Genomic DNA, 20921 nt, shown 5'->3' with positions numbered 1-20921 from the left:
TCACAGAGCCCTCACGAGCATTTTAGGCCATGGGCCCTTGATTCGCGTCACACCCGGCCCCCGCGGACACCGCGGGACCGGGCCCGGGATTCCCGCCCGCACGGCAGCGGCTGGTTGACTGGGGGCATGCGACGCATCGGACTGCCGGAGATCTGGGACGCCCGCGAGGCGGACCCGGGGTTCATGGCCTCGTTGGCCACCTTCTCGTTCGTGGCACTCGGGCTGGAGTTGGTGGTCAGCGGGACGATCCTGACCCTCACGGGTTCGGTATCCACCTTCTATCCCCTGGGCTGGCAGGTCGTGGAATGGGTGGGTCTCGGGGCACTGTGGGTGCTGCTCGCGCGCGCCCTGGTGGCCTGGTCCCGGCGCCGCGGGGTCGATCCGTTACCGAGCGAGGAAACGGGCGCGGGGCGCGACGACGCGGTCGACGGCCGGGACGACGCCGCCGCGGGCCGAGTCGGCGTCGACGGCGGGGTGGACCACCGCCGCTGGCGGGAGATCCTGTTGTGCTTCGTCCTGGCCGTGGTGCTCGCGATCGTGCTGCCCGCATTGATCGGGGCGCCGTGGGGTCTGGCCCCGCTGGACCGCTACCTGCAACTGTTCGACGTGTACGGGCCCCTCGGGTGGCTCGCGATGGTCGCGTGGGTCTGCTACCTGGTGGGCCGCAGTTTCCTGGTCGCGGGCCTGCTGGCGTACTCGCACCGTGCCATCCGGGAGGTCCTCACGTTCCGGGGGTCCCGGTGGGTCCCGTGGGGCGGTCTCGTGGCGGGCCTCACGATGGGGGCCGTGGCTTTCCTCGCCGGCGGCCAGGCGGCCGCCGTGACCACCCTGTTGAGCTGCGTGCTGCTGGGCGTGATCCACGTCCGCTCCGGCGAATCCCTGCGCGTGACCACGCTGTTCACCGTGCTCGTGTTGATCTTCGTCTGAGCGATCACCGCCTCTACTGTCTCCATGCCTGGGAGCAACCCTGATCGGTTGCGCTCCGATCCCGCCGGGCCACCCGAACGGTTCGAGCATCCGGGTGAGTCTCAGCACACCGGGCTGCGCCGGGCCGCCAGATGGGTTCGCCAGGCAGGTTCGAGCCACCCGGTGCGTTTCGGCGCACCGCACGACACCGCGCGCGACGGGGCCGCGGCGTCGTACCCCTTACGAGACCTTGGTCATGGGCGCGTAACGCAATAGGAGCCGCTTCTCCTCCGCACCGAAGCGCACCTTGGCGACCGTCTTGTCCCCAGAGCCCTCCATGGCGACCACGGAACCGCGGCCGAACGCCTTGTGCTCCACCGTGTCCCCCACGCTGAGGGAAGGAATCTCCCGCTGGGGCTGCACGCGCCCGGCGGAGGCCGGTGAGAGCCTGCGGAAACTTGCCCCGGATCCGGCGCCCGCACCCCACGAGGAACCGCGCAACGGATCGCGGGCCTGGAATCCGGCGTGCACGGGCGAACCCCATCCGCCCGCGGCGCTGGCGCCCTCACGCTTCCACTCGATCAACCGCGAAGGGATCTCGTCCAGGAACGGGCTTGCGGGATTGAATTGGGACTGCCCCCACATGGAGCGGGACTCGGCGCGCGTGAGGTACAGCCGTTTGCGCGCCCGGGTGATCCCCACGTACGCGAGGCGGCGTTCCTCCTCCATGCTCGAGGCGTCGGCGAAGCTGCGCTGGTGCGGGAAGATCCCGTGCTCCATGCCCGTGAGGAACACGACCGGGAACTCGAGTCCCTTGGCGGTGTGCAGGGTCATGAGCGTCACGACCCCCTGGGAACGCGCTTGCGCGACCTGCTCCGCGATCTGCTGGGCACTCGCGCCGCCCTCGGGTTCGGGCTGGGTGGGGATCTGGTCCGCGTCCGCCACGAGGGCCACGTGTTCCAGGAACTCCCCGAGGCCCGCGTCCGGGTGGTCCTTCTCGAACTCGCGCACCACGGCCACGAGCTCCGCGAGGTTCTCCACACGGGACTCGTCCTGCGGGTCGGTGGACGTACGCAGGGCCTCGAGGTACCCGGACTGTTCGAGTACGGCCTCGAGAACCGCGGTCACCGAGGCGCCCTGAGCGAGTTCCGCGAGATCGTCCATGAGCTGGGAGAACTTCTTGATGGCGTTCGCCGAGCGAGTGGCCAGGGCGGGTGCCTCGTCCAAGCGGTGCATGGCCTCGGAGAAGGAGATGCCCTCGCGGTCGGCGAGCGCCGCGATCGAGCCCTGGGCGCGGTCCCCGATCCCTCGCTTGGGCTCGTTGATGATGCGCCGCACGGTGATGTCGTCCGCGGGGTTCGCGATCGCGCGCAGGTAGGATATGGCGTCCTTGATCTCCTTGCGCTCGTAGAAGCGGGTCCCGCCCACCACCTTGTAGGGCAATCCCACGCGCATCAGGATCTCCTCGAGGGAGCGCGATTGTGCGTTGGTGCGGTAGAACACGGCGACGTCGCCGGGGCGGATCCCGTGCTCGTCCTGTAGCGTGTCGATCTCCTCCGCGATGAAGCGAGCCTCTTCGTGTTCGTTCTCAGCGGCGTACCCGATGATGGGGGCGCCATCGCCTTCCGCGGTCCACAGTTTCTTGTCCCGGCGGTCCGCGTTCTGAGAGATCACGGAGTTGGCCGCGGAGAGGATGTTCTGCGTGGAGCGGTAGTTCTGTTCCAGCAGGATGGTGCGTGCGGAGGGAAAGTCCCGCTCGAAGTCCGTGATGTTGCGGATGTCCGCGCCGCGGAACGCGTAGATGGACTGGTCCGAGTCCCCCACCACCGTGAGTTCGGCCAGCGGGATCCCGGAGTCATCCGGGTGGTTCTCGGAACCGCCTCCCACGAGTTCCCGCACGAGCGCGTACTGGGCGTGGTTGGTGTCCTGGTACTCGTCCACGAGCACGTGTCGGAAGCGGCGTCGGTAGTACTCGAGCACCTGAGGGAACGCGCGGAACATGTGCACGGTCTCGCCGATGAGGTCGTCGAAGTCCATGGCGTTGGCCGCGCGCAACCGCTGGGTGTAGCCCCGGTAGACCCGGGCCACGGCGGACTCGAACGGGTCCGAGGAACTCGCGCGGGCCAGGTAGGTCTCGTCGTCCACGAGCTCGTTCTTGAGGGCGGAGATCTTGTGCTGGATGGCCTTGGGCGCGAACCGCTTGGGGTCCAACTCATGCTGCTTGGCCACCTGGGTGATCAACCGCAGGGAGTCCGCGGAGTCGTAGATGGAGAAGTTGGTGGACAGCCCCAGGGTCTTGGCCTCGCGGCGTAGGATCCGCACGCACAGCGAGTGGAACGTGGAGATCCACATGGAGCGCGCGGACTCCCCCACGAGATCCACGATCCGCTCCCGCATCTCCGCGGCGGCCTTGTTCGTGAACGTGATCGCGAGGATCTCCCCCCGGCGGGCGCGGCCCGTGGCCAGCAAGTAGGCGATCCGGTGCGTGAGGACCCTGGTCTTGCCGGAACCGGCACCGGCCACGATGAGCAGCGGGGAACCCGCGTGCTCCACGGCGGCGCGTTGGGGGTCGTTCAGTCCCTCCACGAGTTGAGCCCCGGATGCCGGGGTGGGCTGGGAGAACTCGTCCGAGTCGGGCGCGTTCGCCGAGCGCACCGAGGCCGCGGACAGGAGGGGATGGTCAGAGAGGAAGTCCATGGTGGCACCAGTTTAGCCAGCGGTGGGGACGCCCTCACCGGCCCGTGGACAACCCCGGATCACACGTAGCGCGGTTCCAACAGGTGGCGCCCGTTGGCGTCCTCGACCCACAGGTGCGAATCCGCGACGGTGACCCGCGCCGGGGCCTGCAGCACGACGTCTTCGTCGAGGTCGTCCCCGTCCTGGTCGGGCCCGCCGTAAATGGTGAAGACCTCCCCCGCGGAGGGGTCCAAATGGCGGATGGCGTCGTTGCCGGTGTCCGCGACCACCACGGAACCGTCGTAGAGGATCTGCAGGTCCTCGGGGCGGGCGAGCTTGGCGTCCGCCGCAGGGCCGTCCTGGTACCCGGCACCGTGGCGGCCGATGACCGTGACCACGTGGGGATCGCCGTCGGGCCGGTCCGTATCGATCGCAATGTAGCGCAGCGCGGAGGAATCCTTGTCCACGAGCCACAACTTGCCGTCACCGGCCTCGGTGATCGAGACCGTGGCCGCGAACTTGGCCTGGGCGATCTTCCCGTCCCGGCGGCCGGGCTCACCCGTGCCGCCGTACTCCTGGAGGGCGTCGGTGTACGGGTCCCAGCGGAACAACTGGTTCTTGTCCGGAACGGCGGCGATCACGGCGGAGAGCTTGTGGGACCACACGATGTCCGCGATCCGCGCGCCCTCCAGGACGGAGCAGTTGATCCTGCGCCGGACCGTGGTGTGATCGGCCTCGTACAGGGTGAGTTCCGTGCCGTCACCCGCGCTCATGAGCAGTCCGTCCGGCAGGCCGATGGAGAGTTCCATGACCGTCACCACCCTTCCGCAGTGCCCGCGGGGCACCTGTTCACCACCTCGTCATCGAGCGTGGTACCCGTAGTCATTCACAGTACAACCCGAGGGATAATGGGGCCATGGGTATGACCAGAGCGCAGAAGGCCAGGAAGTACGGGGAGAACGCGGGCTCCGCGAAGGCGGGGTCCTCGCCCGCTCGTGCACCCCGAGTGCGCCCCGCGAGCGTCCACGAGATGCGCCCCGGTGAGCTCGCCGCGGAACCCACCAAGGCGTCGTCGGCCGGGATCCTGGTGGGCGTCGCGTTCTTCGTGGGTGCCGCGCTATGGCTCTACTACCACCTGCTCGTGCTGCAGGGTGTCTCCGGAAACCTTGCCGGCGGCGTCACCGCGCCCGAACTCATGGCCGGCGGTTTCTCCCATGGCCACCTCGCGGACTTCGCCCGCGGCCTGGGCGCGGACGGCCGCACCGAGTACGAGGGCGTGCACGCGACCACGGGGCTCTTCACTCCCCTTCTCATGTGCCTGGGCTGGCTGCTGTTCACCGGGCTCAACACCCCGCAGCGCGCCCGCAAATGGGTGTACTGGGCGGTCATCCTGGTCTACGCGGTGGTCTTCCTGGTGGGCAACACCGTGCTCGACGCCGCCGTGGCCGACCCCGCGGACGCGTCCGCCGTGGCACTCGCCTCGGGGCTCGTGATCGCGCGGTGGGTGTTGTTCGCTCTGCTCGTGCTGATCGCCGTGATCGTGGCGGTATCCGTGACGCGCCGCAAACTCGACGACTTCTCCGAGGGCAAGCTGCCGGGCCAGCGCCCGCGCGCCTGAGCTCGGGGATACACCCCTCGCGCTTCCCCACGCCGCGATTCCACTGAGCTGACGCAGGTCTCAGGGCCGCGGGCTGCTTTTACTCCACTCATACATCCCCGTTGACGTGCGGGGTCGGCCATCCTCACCGGGCGGGCGGGTTTCGCTGGGCGGGTCGGCCGGTTGTGGGAATGCACTGCGGGAATGACGACGTCCCGCCCGTTATCGGGCGGGACGTCCTCGGTGCCCCCGATTGGATTCGAACCAACGACACCGGCTTTAGGAGAGCCGTGCTCTATCCCCTGAGCTACGGGGGCAACACTGCACCACTGTATCGGCGGCGCGTTCCCCCCGCGAGTTGAGAGCACATCGGAACAGCGCACAATGGAGCCATGACCGTCTACATCGATCCACCCCGATGGCCCGCGCACGGCACGGTGTTCTCGCACCTGATCTCCGACACCTCCCTGGCCGAGCTGCACGAGTTCGCCCGCGGCCTGGGGGTCTCGGAACGTGCCTTCGACCGCGACCACTACGACGTCCCCGCGCACCGCCACGCTGACGCTGTGGCCGCGGGTGCCCTCGCTGTCGACGGCAAGAAACTCGTCCGTGTCCTGATCCACAGTGGCCTGCGGGTCCCCGCACGACGCCGCCCGGCCAAGCTCGCGGTGACCCTCACGCGCCGCTGGGCGCACCACTTCCCCGAGCATCCCGACCTGGGTGCCAAGCTGCTGAGCCGCTGGAGCGAACCGCACCGCGTCTACCACGGGCCTTCGCATCTGCTGAACGTGCTGGAAGGCATCGACCGGCTCACCCACGGCGCCCCGAGCGCGGAGCTCGTGCTCGCCGCGTGGTTCCACGATGCCGTGTATGACGGGCAAGCAGGTCAGGACGAACGGGACTCCGCCGAGCTGGCCCGGCAACGACTGTCAGGCCCGGAGTGGCCCGCGGCCATCGGGCGCCGCGTGGCGGAGCTCGTGCTCGTGACCGTGGACCACCGCCCGGATCCGAGCGACGTGGACGCCTGTCGACTCGTGGACGCGGACCTGTCCGTGCTGGGCGGCAGCGAGAACGAGTACGAGCGGTATCGGACCACGGTGCGCCGCGAGTACGCCCACGTCCCGGACGAGCAGTTCAGGGCGGGCCGCGCCGAGATCCTGCGCGGACTCTTGGAAAAAGACACGTTGTTCCACGATCCTCGTGCGGTGACGTTGTGGGAGGCCCGCGCCCGGGAGAACCTGGAACGGGAGATCACGCAGCTGATCGCGGCCTGAGCCGGCCTTCGAGGTCGATTGGAAGTAACGGGGGACGGAGAGAACTCACCGCCGCGTGGAGCTCGGGGCCGGGCTGGACGGCCACGCGGACCCGTACGAATACCCAGCGACGTCGACCCGGCTCTCCGGTGGGTGGGTCTGCGACGAGCGCCGACAGCGGCGTGCCGGGTCCCCGGTGGGACGGGCTCAGCTGCGGCGATCGGCGACGTCGTCGCCCGGCGCTGCGGGCGAGGTGGGCTGGGCTGCCCGGGCGGCCGCGCGGCGTCGCCGGAAGACGACCGTGGCGACCACGAGGCCGATGATGATCCCCACGCCACCGAAAACCGACAACCACATGGCGGCGTGACCCACGAACGCGGCCACTATGAACCCCACGACGATCCCCGGGATGGCACCGGCAACCATGCCCACGGCGTAGTAGGTGAATTCCTGGTCCTGCGGGGTGCGTGCGGCGGTGGAGAGATCGGAGGGCATGGCGTCCATTCTACGGGCCGGGGCTGCGCGATCGCTGGGGCCGATCCGCGATCGACGCCTGCACGAAGGGGGGTCGGGTGCTAGGTGGGCCGAGTGATCACCGCTGCCGGTCCACGTCCGGGTTCCAAGTTCCGGGTTCCGGGCACGAAAAAACGCACGGACCCTGCGGTCAACAGGGTCCGTACGTTCTCTATCGCTCTCATCGGGATCGGGTACACAACCGGTCCCGACTCGACACGAGGTGTGGCGCCGCGCGGATCAGCGCTGTGCCGAACTCGATCCGGTTCAGCCGACGCGGATGAACTCGGGGCCGGAGCCCACGTAGGCGCTGGTCTTCACGGTCTGGTTACCGTTCCAACCGCCGTGGATGGCCTGGCCGTTACCGGCGTAGATGGCCACGTGAGCCATGCCGGAACCGCCGTTGGCGTAGTAGGCGATGTCACCGGCGCGGGCCTGGTCCGCGGAGACCTGGGTGCCCAGCGACTTGTAGCTGGCCGGCCAGCCGTGGTGGTTGATGCCCACGGCCTTGAGGGAGTTGGTCACCAGCATGGTGCAGTCCTGGGACACACCGACCTGAGCCTCGGCGGCACCCAGGATGGCCTGGCCCTTCGCGGAGCCGGACACGGAGGAGGCCTTGGCGGCGGGAGCAGCCTGAGCCTTGGCCTGGGTGGTCACCTGGGTGGCGGCGGGAGCAGCCTCGGCCTTCGCCTGGGTGTTGGACTGCGTGGTCACCTGGGTGGCGGCCTGAGCCTGGGGGGCAGCCTGCGCCTTCGGAGCGGCCGGGGCCTGCGGAGCCTTGTAGGACGCGGGCTGGGCGGCAGCGGCACCCTGGGCGGGGGCGTAGTTCGGGATCACCGGGGAAGCCACAGCGGCGCGCTGCTCGGCGGCGGCCTCCTTGGCAACGGTCTGAGCGGTGGCGGGAGCGGCGTGGCGGCCCTGGGCCACCGGAGCCTGCTCGGCGACCGAGGTGACGTTCTCGGAAGCGGTCACGACGGTGGGGGCTGCAGCCGGAACGGCGGGAGCCTGCAGCGGGGTCACGTCGGCCACGGGAGCGGCCTGGACCACGGAGGGCTGAGCGGGAGCCTGAGCGGCGGGCTGCGCCTTCTCGGTCTTCGCGGCCTTCTGCTCCTTGGCAGCGTTCTCCTGGGCCTTGTCGGCCTTGGCTGCGGGCTCCGCGGAGACGGTGTTATCGGAGGCGGGAGCCTCGGACACAGCGGCGGCGGGGGCCTGCTCGGAGGCATTCTGCGTGGCCTGCACGGACACGGTGGTCGCGAGGGCCAGACCTGAGAAGGCCGCGACGGCGGCGACGGTGCGGGCCTTACCCGCGAAGAGGCCCTTGGCGGCGTGAGGAGCGGTTTCGTTCGACATTCGTGTGGTTTCCTAACACGTTCGTGTCCACCCAGGGCACGGAGGTGTGCGGTGACCGGCACATCCGTCAGGACGCAGCAGCGGTGCACGGATTTGGGCGGGAGATTACGTTCGGTTTTCAGGTGGTTCCGGCGCGGTGTGCCGGCCGAGGTCCGGGGACCCAGCCAGCACACCCGGCCGCAATGTGGCTCGGTGTAGACCGCGCATCATGCTCGGGCGCGGTGTCACCGGGTCACCGGAAGGTGTAGTAACCATCCAGCTGCATGGCATTCACGGAGTGAACCTGAGTGCCCTGCGAGGGATTGAGAGCGGAGATCATCTGGCCGTTGCCGATGTAGATCCCCACGTGGGAGCCGCCGTTCTGGGAGACCAGATCGCCGGGCTGCGGGTTGGAGGTGGGGGTGCCAGCGGCGAACTGGGCCCAGGTGGTGCGGGGCAGGTTGATGCCGTTCTGGGCGTAGGCCCACTGGGTGAAGCCGGAGCAGTCCCAGGCCTTGAAGCCGACGCCGCCCCAGACGTACGCGCCGCCGATGCCCTGGTAGGCGGTGCCCACCAGACCACCCGTGGAGTGGTTCGACTGGGTGCTCACGCTGGCGGCGGAGCCCACGGTGTTGGTGGTCTGCATGGTGTACGACGCGTTGTAGGCCTGCACCGAGGAGGTGGACGCCTGGTAGCCGTAGGAAGCCGTGGAGCCCAGATCGATGGGACCGCTCGAGGCCTGCGCGGGGGCCGCGAGGCCGACCACGGCGGCACCAGCGACGACCGTACCGATTGTGGTGTTACGCACGAGGTGCGACTGCGTCTCTGCGCGGTGCCGGGCAGAGTTCTGCTTCATGAAAGACATGTGTGTTCCTCCCTGCGCCTACGAGGTGAGCTGTCGGGTTCGGATGGGAGACATCCGGCCGCACGCACCTAGGTGCCGTGCTGGCTTGACCCCAAGGACCCGTCTGATGCAACGAGTCCGGAAGTGGTTCCCCCGCTTCTGCCATGCGGATGTTCTGTGTACGGGTCCCGGAGCGCATGGCAGAACTCGGCGAACGCTCGGGAGTGGCGATCCGACCAGTGATCGGCACGGGCATGACTGTACAGGATGGATAACGAAAATGTCACGTTTTGATTACAGCCGGTCACGCATCGGGCATCGGTCGCTATGAATCACCGCGGATTACCACGACCGTCGATATCAATCGGTCGCCTCAGCACGCCCGCCCGCTCGAAAGTCCACGCCACGGAAAAGCCTCCTGACCTGCGGTAATACAGGGCTCACCCAGTGAGCGAAGGTCGAAACCGCGCCGATCACCCGTGATTGTCCACACAGTCGGAAGATCACGGTCAACTTCTCGAAGATCACGGCGCGTCGCGTTCCGACGTCACCGGAAGCAACCGCGGAGAGACGCAGCGGCGATCAGGCCTCGGCGGCGGCCACCCGAATGGCGCGTGCGGTGGCGGAGTCCAGGTCCAGGGACACTCCCGAATCGACCCGGGTCACCACAACCCGGTTCTCGTCCCCGGGGTTGATCTCGGCCGTGACCCTGGAGCCCGTGAGGATGCCCGCGGAGCTGAGCATCTCGATGAGTTCCTGATCCGCCTGCACCACTTCCGGCAGCAGCCGGACCACGTATTCCGTGGAGTCTTGGGCTCCGGCGACCTCGAGCAGGGTGAGGCCGTCGAAGACCTCGGCCGCGGCACCGGTGCCGTGGTGCTCGCCCCGCCCCGGGATGGGCGTGCCGTACGGGGAGTTCTCGGGATCCCCCAGGAGGTTCACGAGCCGCTGTTCCACGCGCTCACTCATCACGTGTTCCCATCGGCAGGCCTCCTCGTGGACGTGCGCCATGTCCAGGCCCACCACGTCCGCGAGGAGTCGTTCGGCGAGCCGGTGCTTGCGCATCACGGACACAGCAGTGGTGCGCCCGGCCTCGGTGAGTTGCAGGGAGCGGTCCGGCGCGACCGAGAGCAGGCCGTCGCGCTCCATGCGGGAGACGGTCTGAGACACGGTGGGGCCGGAGTGGTGCAGGCGTTCCACAATGCGGGCTCGCATGGGGGTGATCCCCTCTTCCTCCAGCTCCAGCACCGTGCGCAAGTACATTTCGGTGGTGTCGATCAGATCGCCGCTCATGGTTCGTCCTCAGATTTCTGCGCACCACAGCGCGCGGGTCAACGACCCCCGGTGGGGGCTGCCGTTCAGCCTAGTCTGAATGATTCAGGATAATTATAGCCAGTGGGTGTCCTGGCGGCAGGCGTCTCGAACGCGCCATCGACTCCCCGGGCGGGCACAATGGGGGACACACCCGACCGCCCGCCAGAGGAGCCTTCGTGACCAGCATGCCCGTGATCCCCCCGTCCCTGTTGCCCGCGGATGGCCGTTTCGGCGCGGGCCCGTCCCGGGTGCGGGCCGAGCAGGTGGCCGCGCTCGAACGCGGTGGCAGCACACTGCTGGGTACGTCCCACCGCCAGGCCCCGGTCAAGAACCTGGTAGCGCAGGTGCAGGAGCGCCTCGCCGAGTTCTTCGCACTGCCCGAGGGGTACGAGATCGTGCTGGGTCTCGGTGGGTCCAGCACCTTCTGGGACAGCGCGGCCTTCAGCCTCGTGTCCCGGCGCGCCGAGCACCTCAGCTTCGGGGAGTTCGGCGCCAAGTTCGCGCACGTGACGGATCGCGCACCGTTCCTCGAATCCTCCGTGGTCATCGAGGCCCCGGCCGGTTCGCGCCCCGAGGGGCCTCGCGTGGCGCCCGGGGTGGACGTCTACGCGTGGCCCCAGAACGAGACCTCCACCGGCGTCGCCATGCCCGTACAGCGCGTTCACGCGGACGACGGCGCTCTGACGGTCATCGACGCGACGTCCGCCGCGGGTGGGATGGCGGTCGACCTCTCTGAGACCGATGTCTACTACTTCTCCCCGCAGAAGAACTTCGGCAGTGACGGTGGGATCTGGTTCGCCGCCTTCTCCCCCGCCGCGCTCGAGCGGGTCGAGCGCATCGCCGCGTCCGGTCGCTGGATCCCGGACGTGCTGTCCCTTGCCACGGCCGTGGAGAACTCCCGCAAGCACCAGACCTACAACACCCCCGCACTCGCGGGGCTCGTGATGCTCAACGAGCAGGCGGGCTGGCTCAACGCCCAGGGCGGTCTGGACTGGGCATCCCGCCGCACGGCCGAGACCTCGGGGCTCGTCTACGACTGGGCGCAACGCAGCGACGTCGCCGCCCCGTTCGTCACGCTGGCCGAGCACCGCTCCCCCGTGGTGTGCACGGTGGACTTCGACGACGCGGTGGACGCCGCCCGGATCGCGGCCGTCCTGCGCGCGAACGGCGTGGTGGACGTTGAGCCGTACCGCAAGCTCGGGCGCAACCAGTTGCGGATCGCCACGTTCGTCTCCGTACCGTCGGAGGACGTCCGCGCCCTGTTGGAGTGCATCGACTGGACCGTGGCGAACGGCCTGGACTGAGCGGACTCAGCCGCGCGACGTCGTCCCCGGCGCCGCCGTGGACGACGTCGCGAGCTGCCGTTCCCGGCGCAGTCGCCACGCGAAGCACGCGCCGATCAGCGCGCCCACGACCCCGGCGAGCACCGCCGCACCCATGCCCCACCGCGCCCCGAGCGTGTCGGTCAGCCACCCCACGGTGGGTGCGCCGATCGGCGTACCGCCCATAAAGATGGCCATGTAGAGACTCATCACGCGCCCGCGCATCGCGGGTGCGGTGGTCGTCTGGACATAGGCGTTGGCGGTGGTCATGATCGTGAGCGACGCGATGCCGCACGGGATCAGCCACAGCGCGAAAACCCACAGCGTGGGGGCGGTGGCCGCACCCAGGCACGTGATCGCGAAGGCCACGCAGCCTAAGAAGATGTAGCGCAACCGCGCCCGCGCGCGGCGGGCGGAGAGCAACGCCCCGGTCAGGGTGCCTACTGCCAGGATCGAGTTGAGGACGCCGAACTCCTCGGAGCCGCGCCCGAACACGGAACCGCCCATGGCCGCGAGGAACACGGCGAAGTTCATCCCGAACGTGCCGATCATGAAGATCGTGCTCATGACCGCCACGAGGTCCGGGCGGTGGAGCACATAGCCGATGCCCTCCCGGATCTGCCCGCGTGCCCGCCGCGCGCGTGGAGCGGGACGCAACTTGGCGGCGTCGATCAGCACGATCGCGCAGATCATCGCGGCGAACGTGAGGGTGTTGATCATGAAGACCCACCCCGTACCCACGGCGGCGACCAGCACACCGGCGACCGCGGGACCGATCAACCGCGCCGAGTTGAACGATGTGGAATTCAGGGCCACTGCGTTGGACACGTGGGTGTCCGGGACCATCTCCGAGACGAACGTCTGCCGGACGGGGGCGTCGAACGTCGCGACGATCCCCAGGCCTAGCGCGAACGCGTACACGGTGGGCAACTGCGCGACGTCCAGGAGCAACAGGATGCCCAACCCCAGGGCCAGCAGCGCCATGACACCCTGCGTGATCACAAGGATCCGGCGCCGGTCGTAGCGGTCCGCGAGCACCCCCGCGTAGGGGGCGAGCAGCAATTGCGGAACGAACTGCAGGGCCATCACCACGCCCATGGCCGTGGCGTCGTGATCGGTCAGTTCATCGAACACGAGCCATGACTGGGCGGTGCGCTGCATCCACGTACCCACGTTGGACACGAGCGCACCCGTGAACCACAGACGGTAGTTACGGATGCGCAGGGACCGGAACATCCCCGACTCCGGGACCGCCGGCGGCGGGGTCCCGGGGGCGGCGCCCGGTCCGCTGCCTACGATGCTGAGCCGTCCTCGGCGTCTTCCGATGCAGCGGACTCGTCCTCGGTGCGGGAGGTCTCCCCATCGGTGGAGGTCTCCTCGGCGGGTGCGGTGTCACCGTCACCGGCGTGCTCGGCGTCGGCGGAGTCCCGCCCGTCGCCCGGGTGCTCGTCCCCCTCCGCCGGGGAGTCGTGCTCGTCCTGCGCCTCCTGCTCCTGCATCCGCTCCTCCCACGGCACCCAGTCCGGGGCCAGGAGGGAATCAGGACCCGCCACGAGGCCGGTCTCGCACACGGTCACGTGCTTGCTGCGCGGGGCCCGGGCCACGGTCGCGTACCACGCCCAGCCGGGGTAGCCAGCCAGGCGACAGTCGAAGAGGTGGGTCAGCAGCCGGTCCTCGTGCACGGTGACACCGAGGTGTTCCCCCACCGAGGACGCGTCCGCCACGGGGGCCAGCACGGCCTCCCGCGCGAGATCCACCGCGCCCGTAAGCACCGGGTCCTGCTTGGGTGTGCGTGTACGCCCCGTGGGTCGCTGCGGAGCGGTCTCCGCGGTGGTCTCAGACATCGAGCTCATCCGCCACGGTGCGCAGGATGGTCGCGATCTTCTTGCCGTGCACGCGGTCCGGGTAGCGCCCCCGGCGCAGTCCGTTGGACATCCCGTCCAACAACCGGATGAGGTCCTCGGTGAGCACGGCCATCTCCTCGGGGGGCTTGCGCGTGTTGCGAGCCACGGACTGCGGCTTGCTCAGTAAGGTCGCGGACAGGGCCTGCGCACCGCGCTTGCCGTCCGCGATCCCGAAATCCATGCGGGTCCCGGGCTTGACCGTGGTGACCCCCTTGGGCAGGGCGGACGAATGCAGGAACACTTCCTGGCCGTCGTCGGTGGCCAGGAAGCCGAAACCCTTGTCTGCGTCGAACCACTTGACCTTGCCCGTGGGCACGCGGATCACCTCAGTCTCTCGTCGCCGTGTCTGCGCGGCCACCGACGGGAACGCGGGCGGCTCGCGAAGTCAATAGTTTAGCCCCCTCACGATCGCCCCGGGCCCGGATTCAACCCACCGCGTAACCGGTCCTTGCTACCGTGAGGACCATGTCCGAACCCACCGTTCCCACCGCATCCGGCCGCACCTCTCCGAGCCCTCACCGGGGCATGTCCCCCCTGCTCGTCGTCACACTGGTCCTCGCGTTCGTGTGCGTGCTGTCGCTGGTGGCGGTGCTCGTGGCGGCCGCCGGCGGGCACGTGATCTGGGGCGGGTTCACGGTCTTCCCCGCGATCTTCCTCCCCGTGGCCTTCCTGCTGATGTGCGTGGAACTGTTGCGGGGCGCGCGACGGCGCTCAGCCCGCTGAGGCGCGCGCAGCGGCGTCGCCGTCCTTCCAGATAACGGACGGCCCGAGAACAGAATCCATTCAGGAAACTCGGAGATACTGACGGGCGTGAACACGAAAACACCCGAAGCGAAACTGCTCGTCGTCGACGACGAACCCAACATCCTGGAACTGCTGGCCACCTCCCTGCGATTCGCGGGCTTCGAAGTGGTCACCGCGGCGAACGGCCGGGACGCCCTGCTCAAGGCCGAGGCCGAGGACCCGGACCTCGCCGTGCTGGACGTCATGCTCCCGGACATCGACGGATTCTCCGTGACCCGCAAGCTGCGCGCCGCCGGACGCCACTTCCCCATCCTGTTCCTCACCGCCAAGGACGACACCGACGACAAGGTCGCCGGCCTGACCGTGGGCGGTGACGACTACGTGACAAAGCCGTTCAGCCTGGACGAGGTCGTCGCCCGCATCCGCGCCGTGTTGCGCCGCACCCAGCCGCTCGAGGAGGAGGACTCCCGGCTGCGCGTGGACGACCTGGTCCTGGACGACGACGCCCACGAGGTCTTCCGCGGCGGGCGCGAGATCGACCTGTCCCCCACCGAGTTCAAGCTGCTGCGCTACCTCATGCTCAACCCCAACCGGGTGCTGTCCAAGGCCCAGATCCTGGACCACGTGTGGGAGTACGACTTCAACGGGGACGCCTCCATCGTGGAGTCCTACATCTCCTACCTGCGCCGCAAGATCGACAACGACCCCGAGCAGCCGTCCCTGATCCACACCAAGCGCGGCGTGGGTTACCTCTTGCGCTCGGCGGACAAGCGCCACTGAACCGTTGAACGTCCTCACCCGCCGGTTCCGCTCCGCATCCCTGCGTTCCCAGCTGATGGCCCTCACGGGGCTGTTGCTGGCCATCAGCATCTCGGTGACCACGCTCGTGGCCGTGTCCGTGCTGCGCGACTCGCTCGTGACCAGCATGGACCAGGAACTGCGCGGATCCGTGAACACCGTGGCCCCGGTGCTCACGGGAGCGCTGCAGGGTGACGTGACCACACCGGTGCCCAATTCGGGGTACCTGCTGGATCAGAACGGCAACGTGGTGGCGAGCGCTCGCAGCGGTACCGGCACGTCCCCGGACAGCTCGAGTCCAGATCTCAGCGGGATGACCCTGGACTACGTCATGGCCCACGACGGCCAGGCGGAGACCGTGGGATCCGTGGGCGTCCCCGAGCGCAAGTGGCGGGTGGTGCCCACCAAGCTCACGGCGTTCGACATGTCCGTGGTCGTGGCCGAACCCCTGGACCGCACCAACGCGATCATCTCCGGCGTGGGGTTGCTGACGTTCAGCTTCGGCCTGGCCACCCTGCTCGCGGCCATGACCGTGGGCTGGGTCATGGTCACCCGGGCGTTCCAACCGTTGCGGCAGGTCGAGGCCACGGCCGCCCGGATCGCGGAGGGGGACCTCTCCCAGCGCATGGAGGGTTACAACCCCCAGACCGAGATCGGACAGCTCTCGGGCTCGCTCAACGCGATGCTCGGCCACATCGAGGACGCGTTCGACGCCCGCACCCGCTCCGAGATCAAACTGCGGCGGTTCGTCGCGGACGCCTCCCACGAGCTGCGCACCCCCCTGGTGTCGATCCGCGGGTACTCGGAGTTGTACCGCCACGGCGCGCTGCAGACGCCCGAGGACGTGGGCAAGGCCATGGAACGCATCGAGTCCGAGTCCAAGCGGATGACCCAGCTCGTGGAGGACCTGCTGACCCTGGCCCGGTTGGACGAACGCCGGGTCGCCACCACTCGACCAGTGGACCTCTTGCACCTGGCGTACGACGCCGCGTCCGACGCCCACGCCACGGCACCGGACCGCACGGTGCGGGTCGTGGGGCTGCACGACTCCCAGCCCGAGGCCGCGTGGGTGCACGGGGACGAGTCCAAGCTGCGCCAGGTCGTGGCCAATCTGATCACCAACGCCCTGCGCTACACCCCCGCGGGATCGCCGCTCGAACTTGCGGTGGGTCTGGAGAGTGCCGTGGACGGCGGGTTCACCTCCGTACTGCAGGTGCGCGACCACGGGCCCGGTATCGACCGGGAGGACGCCGAGCGCGTCTTCGAACGCTTCTACCGCGCGGATTCCTCCCGCACCCGCGAGACCGGCGGCACGGGGCTGGGCCTGTCCATCGTGGCCGCGATCATCGCCCAGCACGACGGCGCGGTGAAACTCGAGGAGACCGACGGCGGCGGGGCGACCTTCACCGTGCGGATCCCCCACACGAAACCTGTGGACGAGGACTCCGAGGACGCCTGAGTCCCCATCCCCTCCCTCTCCGAGGCGTTGCGCGGCACGAGCTGCCTAGCGTGGATCGGGCCCGGCAACCCACCGGCCACCGCATCCGCTCCAGGGAGGAAACACCATGGCCCACTTCGTCGTGGACAGTGACACCATTGCCGCCAAGTCTCAGCAGGCCCACGGGCACATCGAACGGCTCAGCTCCGAGGTCAACGGCATGAGCGCCACGCTCGCCGATCTCCAGGCCTCGTGGACCGGCACCGCCTCGGCCAGCTTCCAGGAGGCCTTCCACTCCTGGCGCTCCGCGCAGGCCCAGATGGAACAGGCCGTGGCCCAGATCAACCAGGCGCTCGCGACCGCGGGCACCCAGTACGCCGAGACCGAGGCCGCGAACGCGCGGATGTTCGCCGGGTGAGCCCGGGCTCAGACCTCCGCCGTGACCTGGTGGTACCGCAGTAGCCATGGGCCCATGTCGTGGTGCTGGTCCTCGCGGACCCACACGGAACTGCGCCGGGTCACGACGGATGTCTCCTCGAGCCGGTAGCTCACGTGGTAGGCATGCGCGCCCAGGGCCGTGACCCGCAGCTCCCGGGGCTCGCACCCTGCCGCTTCGACGATGCTCAGCACGGACTCGGGGGCTGCCGTGGCACCTCGCCGGTCCACGCACACCAGGTCGGGGTGCAGGGACTCCCCCGGTCCACCGGGAGCATTCCCGCGGCCGAGGACCGTGGCCTCACGCGAGACCGCGTCCGAGATGAGATGCTCGGGGGTGCCGCCGGAATCCGGGGAGTCCGTGGAGTCCGTGGAGTCCGTGGAGTCCGTGGAGTCCGTGGACCCAGCGTGACCCGCCGAGAGGTCCTCCGAGGAGGCCCACGCGGAGAAAAGATCCGGTTCCACGTCTCCCGCCTCGATTCCGCGGCCCGCGTCGTCCCGGAAGCCCGGCCCCGCGGGCATGTCCTCCGGCGCGGTGCCGGACTGGTAGGCCGTGGCCATGGCGCGGGCGCGCTCGTCCGCGGCCTCGTTGAGCTCGTGACCCGCGTGCCCCTTGACCCACTCGAAGCTGACGTCCCGACCGGAGAGCTCGCGGTCCAGCGCCTTCATGATCTCCACGTTGAGCACGGGTTTGCCGTCGCGCTTCTTCCAGCCCTTCTTCTTCCAGCCCGGCATCCACTTGGTGACCGAGTTGATCACGTACTGGCTGTCGCACAGCACCCGCAGCGGTTCGTCCGCGCGGTGCCGGGTGGAGCGGAGCAGATCGAGCACCGCGGTGAGCTCGCCCATGTTGTTGGTCCCGTGGGCCCAACCCCCCGCGCGCCACGAGGTGGGATCGATGTACCAGGCCCACCCCGCGGGTCCGGGGTTGCCGAGTGCGGAGCCGTCCGCGGAAGCGATGATCGTCATGCGCTCATCCTCGCAAAACCTCCCGACACGTTGAACCACCGCCGCTGGCAGGCGATCGCCCGGTCCCGCATTGGCCCGCGGTTCAGCGGACCGCCCCGGGGCCACCACCCGGGCGCGCGAAGAGCACCCGGGTGCGCGAGCACTCCCGGAGATGCGAGAACCCCGGGGACAGCACGTGTCCCCGGGGTTCTCGCAATGTCCGCCCGTGTAGCGGGCGGAACTCACTCAGAAGAGCGAGATCACATCATGCCGCCCATGCCACCCATGGGATCGGCACCCGCGCCCGCACCGGCGGCCTCGGGCTCGGGCTTGTCCGCGACCACGGCTTCGGTAGTCAGGAACAGCCCGGCGATGGACGCCGCGTTCTGCAGGGCGGAACGGGTCACCTTAACGGGGTCGTTGATGCCCGCGGCCATGAGGTCCTCGTACTCGCCGGTGGCGGCGTTGAGGCCCCAACCGGTCTCGAGCCCGCGCACCTTGTCCACAACCACGCCCGGCTCGAGACCGGCGTTCAGCGCGATCTGCTTGAGCGGCGCGTCGATCGCGACCTTGACGATGTTGGCACCGGTCGCCTCGTCCCCGGACAGCCCGAGGGACTCGAAGACCTTGGCACCGGCCTGGATCAGGGCCACGCCACCACCGGCGACGATGCCCTCCTCCACGGCGGCCTTGGCGTTGCGCACGGCATCCTCGATGCGGTGCTTGCGCTCCTTGAGCTCGACCTCGGTGGCGGCACCCGCCTTGAGGACGGCCACTCCGCCGGCCAGCTTGGCCAGGCGCTCTTGCAGCTTCTCGCGGTCGTAGTCGGAGTCGGAGTTGTTGATCTCCGCGCGGATCTGGGCCACGCGACCCTCGATCTCCTCCTGCGTACCGGCGCCGTCCACGATGGTGGTCTCGTCCTTGGTCACCACGACCTTGCGGGCCTGGCCCAGCAGGTCGATCGTGGCGGACTCGAGCGACAGGCCCACCTCTTCGGTGATGACCTGGCCGCCGGTGAGGATCGCGATGTCCGCAAGCTGCGCCTTGCGGCGGTCACCGAAACCGGGAGCCTTGACGGCCACGGACTTCACGGCACCGCGCATCTTGTTCAGCACGAGCATGGCGAGCGCTTCGCCGTCCACGTCCTCGGCGATGATCAGCAGCGGCTTGCCGGCCTGCATGATCTTCTCGAGTACGGGGACCAGGTCCTTCACGGCGGAGATCTTGGAGTTGACGATCAGGATGTAGGGGTCCTCGAGGACGGCTTCCTGACGGTCGGCGTCGGTCACGAAGTAACCGGAGAGGTAGCCCTTGTCGAAGCGCATACCCTCGGTCAGCTCGAGGTCCAGCCCGAAGGTGTTGGACTCCTCGACGGTGATGACACCTTCCTTGCCGACCTTCTCCATGGCCTCGGCGATGAGCTTGCCGATCTCCGGGTCCGCGGCGGAGATGGACGCGGTCGCGGCGATCTCCTCCTCGGTCTCGATCTCCTTGGCGGAGGACAGCAGCTGCTCGGTCACGGCGGCCACGGCCTTCTCGATGCCACGCTTGAGGGACAGCGGGTCCGCACCGGCGGCCACGTTGCGCAGGCCCTCCTTCACGAGGGCCTGGGCCAACACCGTGGCTGTGGTGGTGCCGTCACCGGCGACGTCGTCGGTCTTCTTGGCGACCTCCTTGACGAGCTCGGCGCCGATCTTCTCGTACGGCTCCTCGAGCTCGATCTCCTTGGCGATGGACACGCCGTCGTTGGTGATCGTGGGGGCGCCCCAGGACTTCTCGAGGACCACGTTGCGTCCGCGCGGGCCGAGGGTGACCTTGACGGCGTCCGCGAGGGTGTTCAGGCCCCGCTCGAGGCCGCGGCGGGCTTCTTCGTCGAATGCGATCATCTTTGCCATGTGTTTCGTCCCTCCTGGACGGTTGACAAACAAGACTTGTCATCACGATGCCCGCGACGGACGGTGCCGCGCCGCGATCCTCACCGCGCCGCAACCACCTCACCGTGATGTCACTCGTCCGCCGCGCGACCACCACCGGACCCGGTTAGCAGTCCACGCGACTGAGTGCTAATCCCATAGTGGCACTCGTCATGCCGGAACCGCAAACGCCCTGCGTCCAGTGGACTCAGGTTTCGTCCCCGGCTGAACGGGCGGCTCAGGCGGCCGCGGGGGCTCCGGGCACGACGTCGCTCGCGGCCGTCCCGAGCGCCACGGCACCCACCGCGGAGGCACCGGCCGCGGCGTCGTCGTCCGCGGACACCGCAACGGCTGCGGCGGGGAGGGCGAGCGCTTCCTGGGCCGTGCGCGGGGCGTTCACGAAGGCCACCGCCCCCAGGACGAGGGCGAGCACACCGGTCACGAGGATCGCCAGGAACTTGCCCCGGGACCCCGCTCGGGCGTTCGGGTTATGGCCCCGGTGGGCACCCTGCCGGGCGCCGTCCTCGGGGACGTCGTCGAACTCGTCACGGGGGTACTCGCTCATGCTGTGGCTCTCCTCAACGAACGGCGGGATCGGGGGCGCCGACCCGCGGGTGCCGGGACCGTGGGACGGCGTGCGCCCCGCCTGCCGGACCCGCGGCGGTCAGGGGTCCGCGGTGCGCTGCCCACTATCCCACGCGCACCCGGGGACCCACTCAGCGATTGCGCGCGCGGCGCAACCGGGAGATCAGCATGGGGGCGTGGCGCGCGGCGGCCTCTGAGGAGATCAGGGCGTTGAGCCGTTGGTAGTAGTGCACGGGGCTCAACCCCAGGCGGGAGCGGATCGCGGACTCCTTGGCGCCGCGGTACTTCCAGTGCTCGGACTCCAGGTCCAGGATGGCCCGGTCGAGCTCGTCGAGGCCGTCGCCCGTGGTAGACATGGGCTCAACCCTAACGCTCCGGGCGGCACCCGGAGGCCGCACGCCC

At 69.1% G+C, this 20921-nt stretch carries 21 protein-coding genes, 1 tRNA gene and 1 riboswitch; of the genes, 8 read left to right on the top strand and 14 right to left on the bottom strand.

Annotated elements, in window-relative coordinates; all coding sequences use genetic code 11:
• The first annotated feature begins 126 nt into the window (after positions 1-126).
• Entirely contained in the window at positions 127-927 is an 801-nt protein-coding gene (locus RF646_RS08340; protein ID WP_144998671.1) for a hypothetical protein, read from the top strand.
• A 219-nt stretch (positions 928-1146) separates the two neighbouring features.
• On the opposite strand, the gene pcrA is transcribed toward RF646_RS08340, so the two are convergent.
• Both pcrA and RF646_RS08330 read right to left on the bottom strand, forming a co-directional pair.
• On the bottom strand, positions 1147-3603 hold the full coding sequence (gene pcrA, locus RF646_RS08335; protein WP_368835706.1) for a DNA helicase PcrA: 2457 nt from the start codon (positions 3601-3603) through the stop codon (positions 1147-1149).
• A 59-nt stretch (positions 3604-3662) separates the two neighbouring features.
• Positions 3663-4391 carry an integrase gene (locus RF646_RS08330; protein WP_231885634.1) on the bottom strand — a complete coding sequence of 243 codons (729 nt, stop codon included), beginning with the start codon at positions 4389-4391 and terminating at the stop codon, positions 3663-3665.
• A 107-nt stretch (positions 4392-4498) separates the two neighbouring features.
• On the opposite strand from RF646_RS08330, the gene RF646_RS08325 reads away from it, so the two are divergent.
• Entirely contained in the window at positions 4499-5200 is a 702-nt protein-coding gene (locus RF646_RS08325) for a hypothetical protein (RefSeq protein ID WP_368835705.1), read from the top strand.
• A gap of 223 nt (positions 5201-5423) precedes the next feature.
• Here the strand turns inward: RF646_RS08325 and RF646_RS08320 are convergent.
• Positions 5424-5496 (bottom strand) — tRNA-Arg (locus RF646_RS08320).
• Positions 5497-5571: 75 nt separating this feature from the next.
• Here RF646_RS08320 and RF646_RS08315 point away from each other — a divergent pair.
• Entirely contained in the window at positions 5572-6453 is an 882-nt protein-coding gene (locus tag RF646_RS08315) for a DUF4031 domain-containing protein (RefSeq protein WP_368835704.1), read from the top strand.
• A gap of 186 nt (positions 6454-6639) precedes the next feature.
• Here RF646_RS08315 and RF646_RS08310 read toward each other — a convergent pair whose 3' ends face one another.
• The 4 genes from RF646_RS08310 to RF646_RS08295 form a co-directional block, all read right to left on the bottom strand.
• Entirely contained in the window at positions 6640-6927 is a 288-nt protein-coding gene (locus tag RF646_RS08310; RefSeq protein ID WP_064847234.1) for a hypothetical protein, read from the bottom strand.
• Between the two features lie 285 nt (positions 6928-7212).
• Entirely contained in the window at positions 7213-8295 is a 1083-nt protein-coding gene (locus tag RF646_RS08305) for an NlpC/P60 family protein (protein ID WP_368835703.1), read from the bottom strand.
• Between the two features lie 232 nt (positions 8296-8527).
• Positions 8528-9139, bottom strand: a complete 612-nt coding sequence (locus RF646_RS08300) for a C40 family peptidase (RefSeq protein WP_144998660.1) — start codon at positions 9137-9139, stop codon at positions 8528-8530.
• A gap of 3 nt (positions 9140-9142) precedes the next feature.
• A riboswitch (cyclic di-AMP (ydaO/yuaA leader) is annotated at positions 9143-9341 on the bottom strand.
• A 359-nt stretch (positions 9342-9700) separates the two neighbouring features.
• Positions 9701-10411 (bottom strand): metal-dependent transcriptional regulator, encoded by a 711-nt coding sequence (locus RF646_RS08295; RefSeq protein ID WP_064847209.1) that lies wholly within the window; start codon positions 10409-10411, stop codon positions 9701-9703.
• 206 nt (positions 10412-10617) lie between these two features.
• On the opposite strand from RF646_RS08295, the gene serC reads away from it, so the two are divergent.
• Positions 10618-11736, top strand: a complete 1119-nt coding sequence (gene serC, locus RF646_RS08290; protein WP_312917415.1) for a phosphoserine transaminase — start codon at positions 10618-10620, stop codon at positions 11734-11736.
• Between the two features lie 6 nt (positions 11737-11742).
• On the opposite strand, the gene RF646_RS08285 is transcribed toward serC, so the two are convergent.
• Genes RF646_RS08285 through RF646_RS08275 form a run of 3 tightly spaced genes read right to left on the bottom strand, consistent with a single transcriptional unit; the run spans position 11743 to position 13974 of the window.
• Complete coding sequence (locus tag RF646_RS08285) at positions 11743-12990, bottom strand: MFS transporter (RefSeq protein WP_085107044.1); 1248 nt, start codon at positions 12988-12990, stop codon at positions 11743-11745.
• 56 nt (positions 12991-13046) lie between these two features.
• Positions 13047-13598: a DUF3027 domain-containing protein gene (locus RF646_RS08280; RefSeq protein WP_368835702.1), complete on the bottom strand. Its 552-nt coding sequence runs from the start codon at positions 13596-13598 to the stop codon at positions 13047-13049.
• On the bottom strand, positions 13591-13974 hold the full coding sequence (locus tag RF646_RS08275) for a cold-shock protein (RefSeq protein WP_368835701.1): 384 nt from the start codon (positions 13972-13974) through the stop codon (positions 13591-13593). Before RF646_RS08275 ends, RF646_RS08280 begins: the two co-directional genes overlap by 8 nt.
• A gap of 149 nt (positions 13975-14123) precedes the next feature.
• Between RF646_RS08275 and RF646_RS08270 the strand changes: the two genes are divergently transcribed.
• From RF646_RS08270 to RF646_RS08255, 4 genes are all read left to right on the top strand, one after another.
• Positions 14124-14381 carry a hypothetical protein gene (locus RF646_RS08270; protein ID WP_368835700.1) on the top strand — a complete coding sequence of 86 codons (258 nt, stop codon included), beginning with the start codon at positions 14124-14126 and terminating at the stop codon, positions 14379-14381.
• A gap of 87 nt (positions 14382-14468) precedes the next feature.
• A complete protein-coding gene (locus RF646_RS08265; protein ID WP_035963961.1) occupies positions 14469-15182 on the top strand; it encodes a response regulator transcription factor in 714 nt (237 codons plus the stop codon).
• Between the two features lie 4 nt (positions 15183-15186).
• On the top strand, positions 15187-16659 hold the full coding sequence (locus RF646_RS08260; RefSeq protein WP_179861285.1) for a HAMP domain-containing sensor histidine kinase: 1473 nt from the start codon (positions 15187-15189) through the stop codon (positions 16657-16659).
• Between the two features lie 106 nt (positions 16660-16765).
• Positions 16766-17056 carry a WXG100 family type VII secretion target gene (locus tag RF646_RS08255; RefSeq protein ID WP_064847213.1) on the top strand — a complete coding sequence of 97 codons (291 nt, stop codon included), beginning with the start codon at positions 16766-16768 and terminating at the stop codon, positions 17054-17056.
• Between the two features lie 8 nt (positions 17057-17064).
• On the opposite strand, the gene RF646_RS08250 is transcribed toward RF646_RS08255, so the two are convergent.
• From RF646_RS08250 to RF646_RS08235, 4 genes are all read right to left on the bottom strand, one after another.
• A complete protein-coding gene (locus tag RF646_RS08250) occupies positions 17065-18042 on the bottom strand; it encodes an RNase H family protein (RefSeq protein ID WP_368835699.1) in 978 nt (325 codons plus the stop codon).
• Between the two features lie 239 nt (positions 18043-18281).
• Positions 18282-19916 (bottom strand): chaperonin GroEL, encoded by a 1635-nt coding sequence (gene groL, locus RF646_RS08245; protein ID WP_064847215.1) that lies wholly within the window; start codon positions 19914-19916, stop codon positions 18282-18284.
• Positions 19917-20172: 256 nt separating this feature from the next.
• Positions 20173-20499: a hypothetical protein gene (locus RF646_RS08240; RefSeq protein WP_240505689.1), complete on the bottom strand. Its 327-nt coding sequence runs from the start codon at positions 20497-20499 to the stop codon at positions 20173-20175.
• Between the two features lie 151 nt (positions 20500-20650).
• A complete protein-coding gene (locus RF646_RS08235; protein WP_035963809.1) occupies positions 20651-20875 on the bottom strand; it encodes a DUF3263 domain-containing protein in 225 nt (74 codons plus the stop codon).
• Positions 20876-20921 lie beyond the last annotated feature (46 nt).

The sequence above is a fragment of the Kocuria sp. CPCC 205261 genome (assembly GCF_040981025.1).
Classification (GTDB): Bacteria; Actinomycetota; Actinomycetes; order Actinomycetales; family Micrococcaceae; genus Kocuria; species Kocuria marina.
Note: the sequence above shows the minus strand (reverse complement) of the source record. Positions and strands in the feature narration are given on the sequence as shown.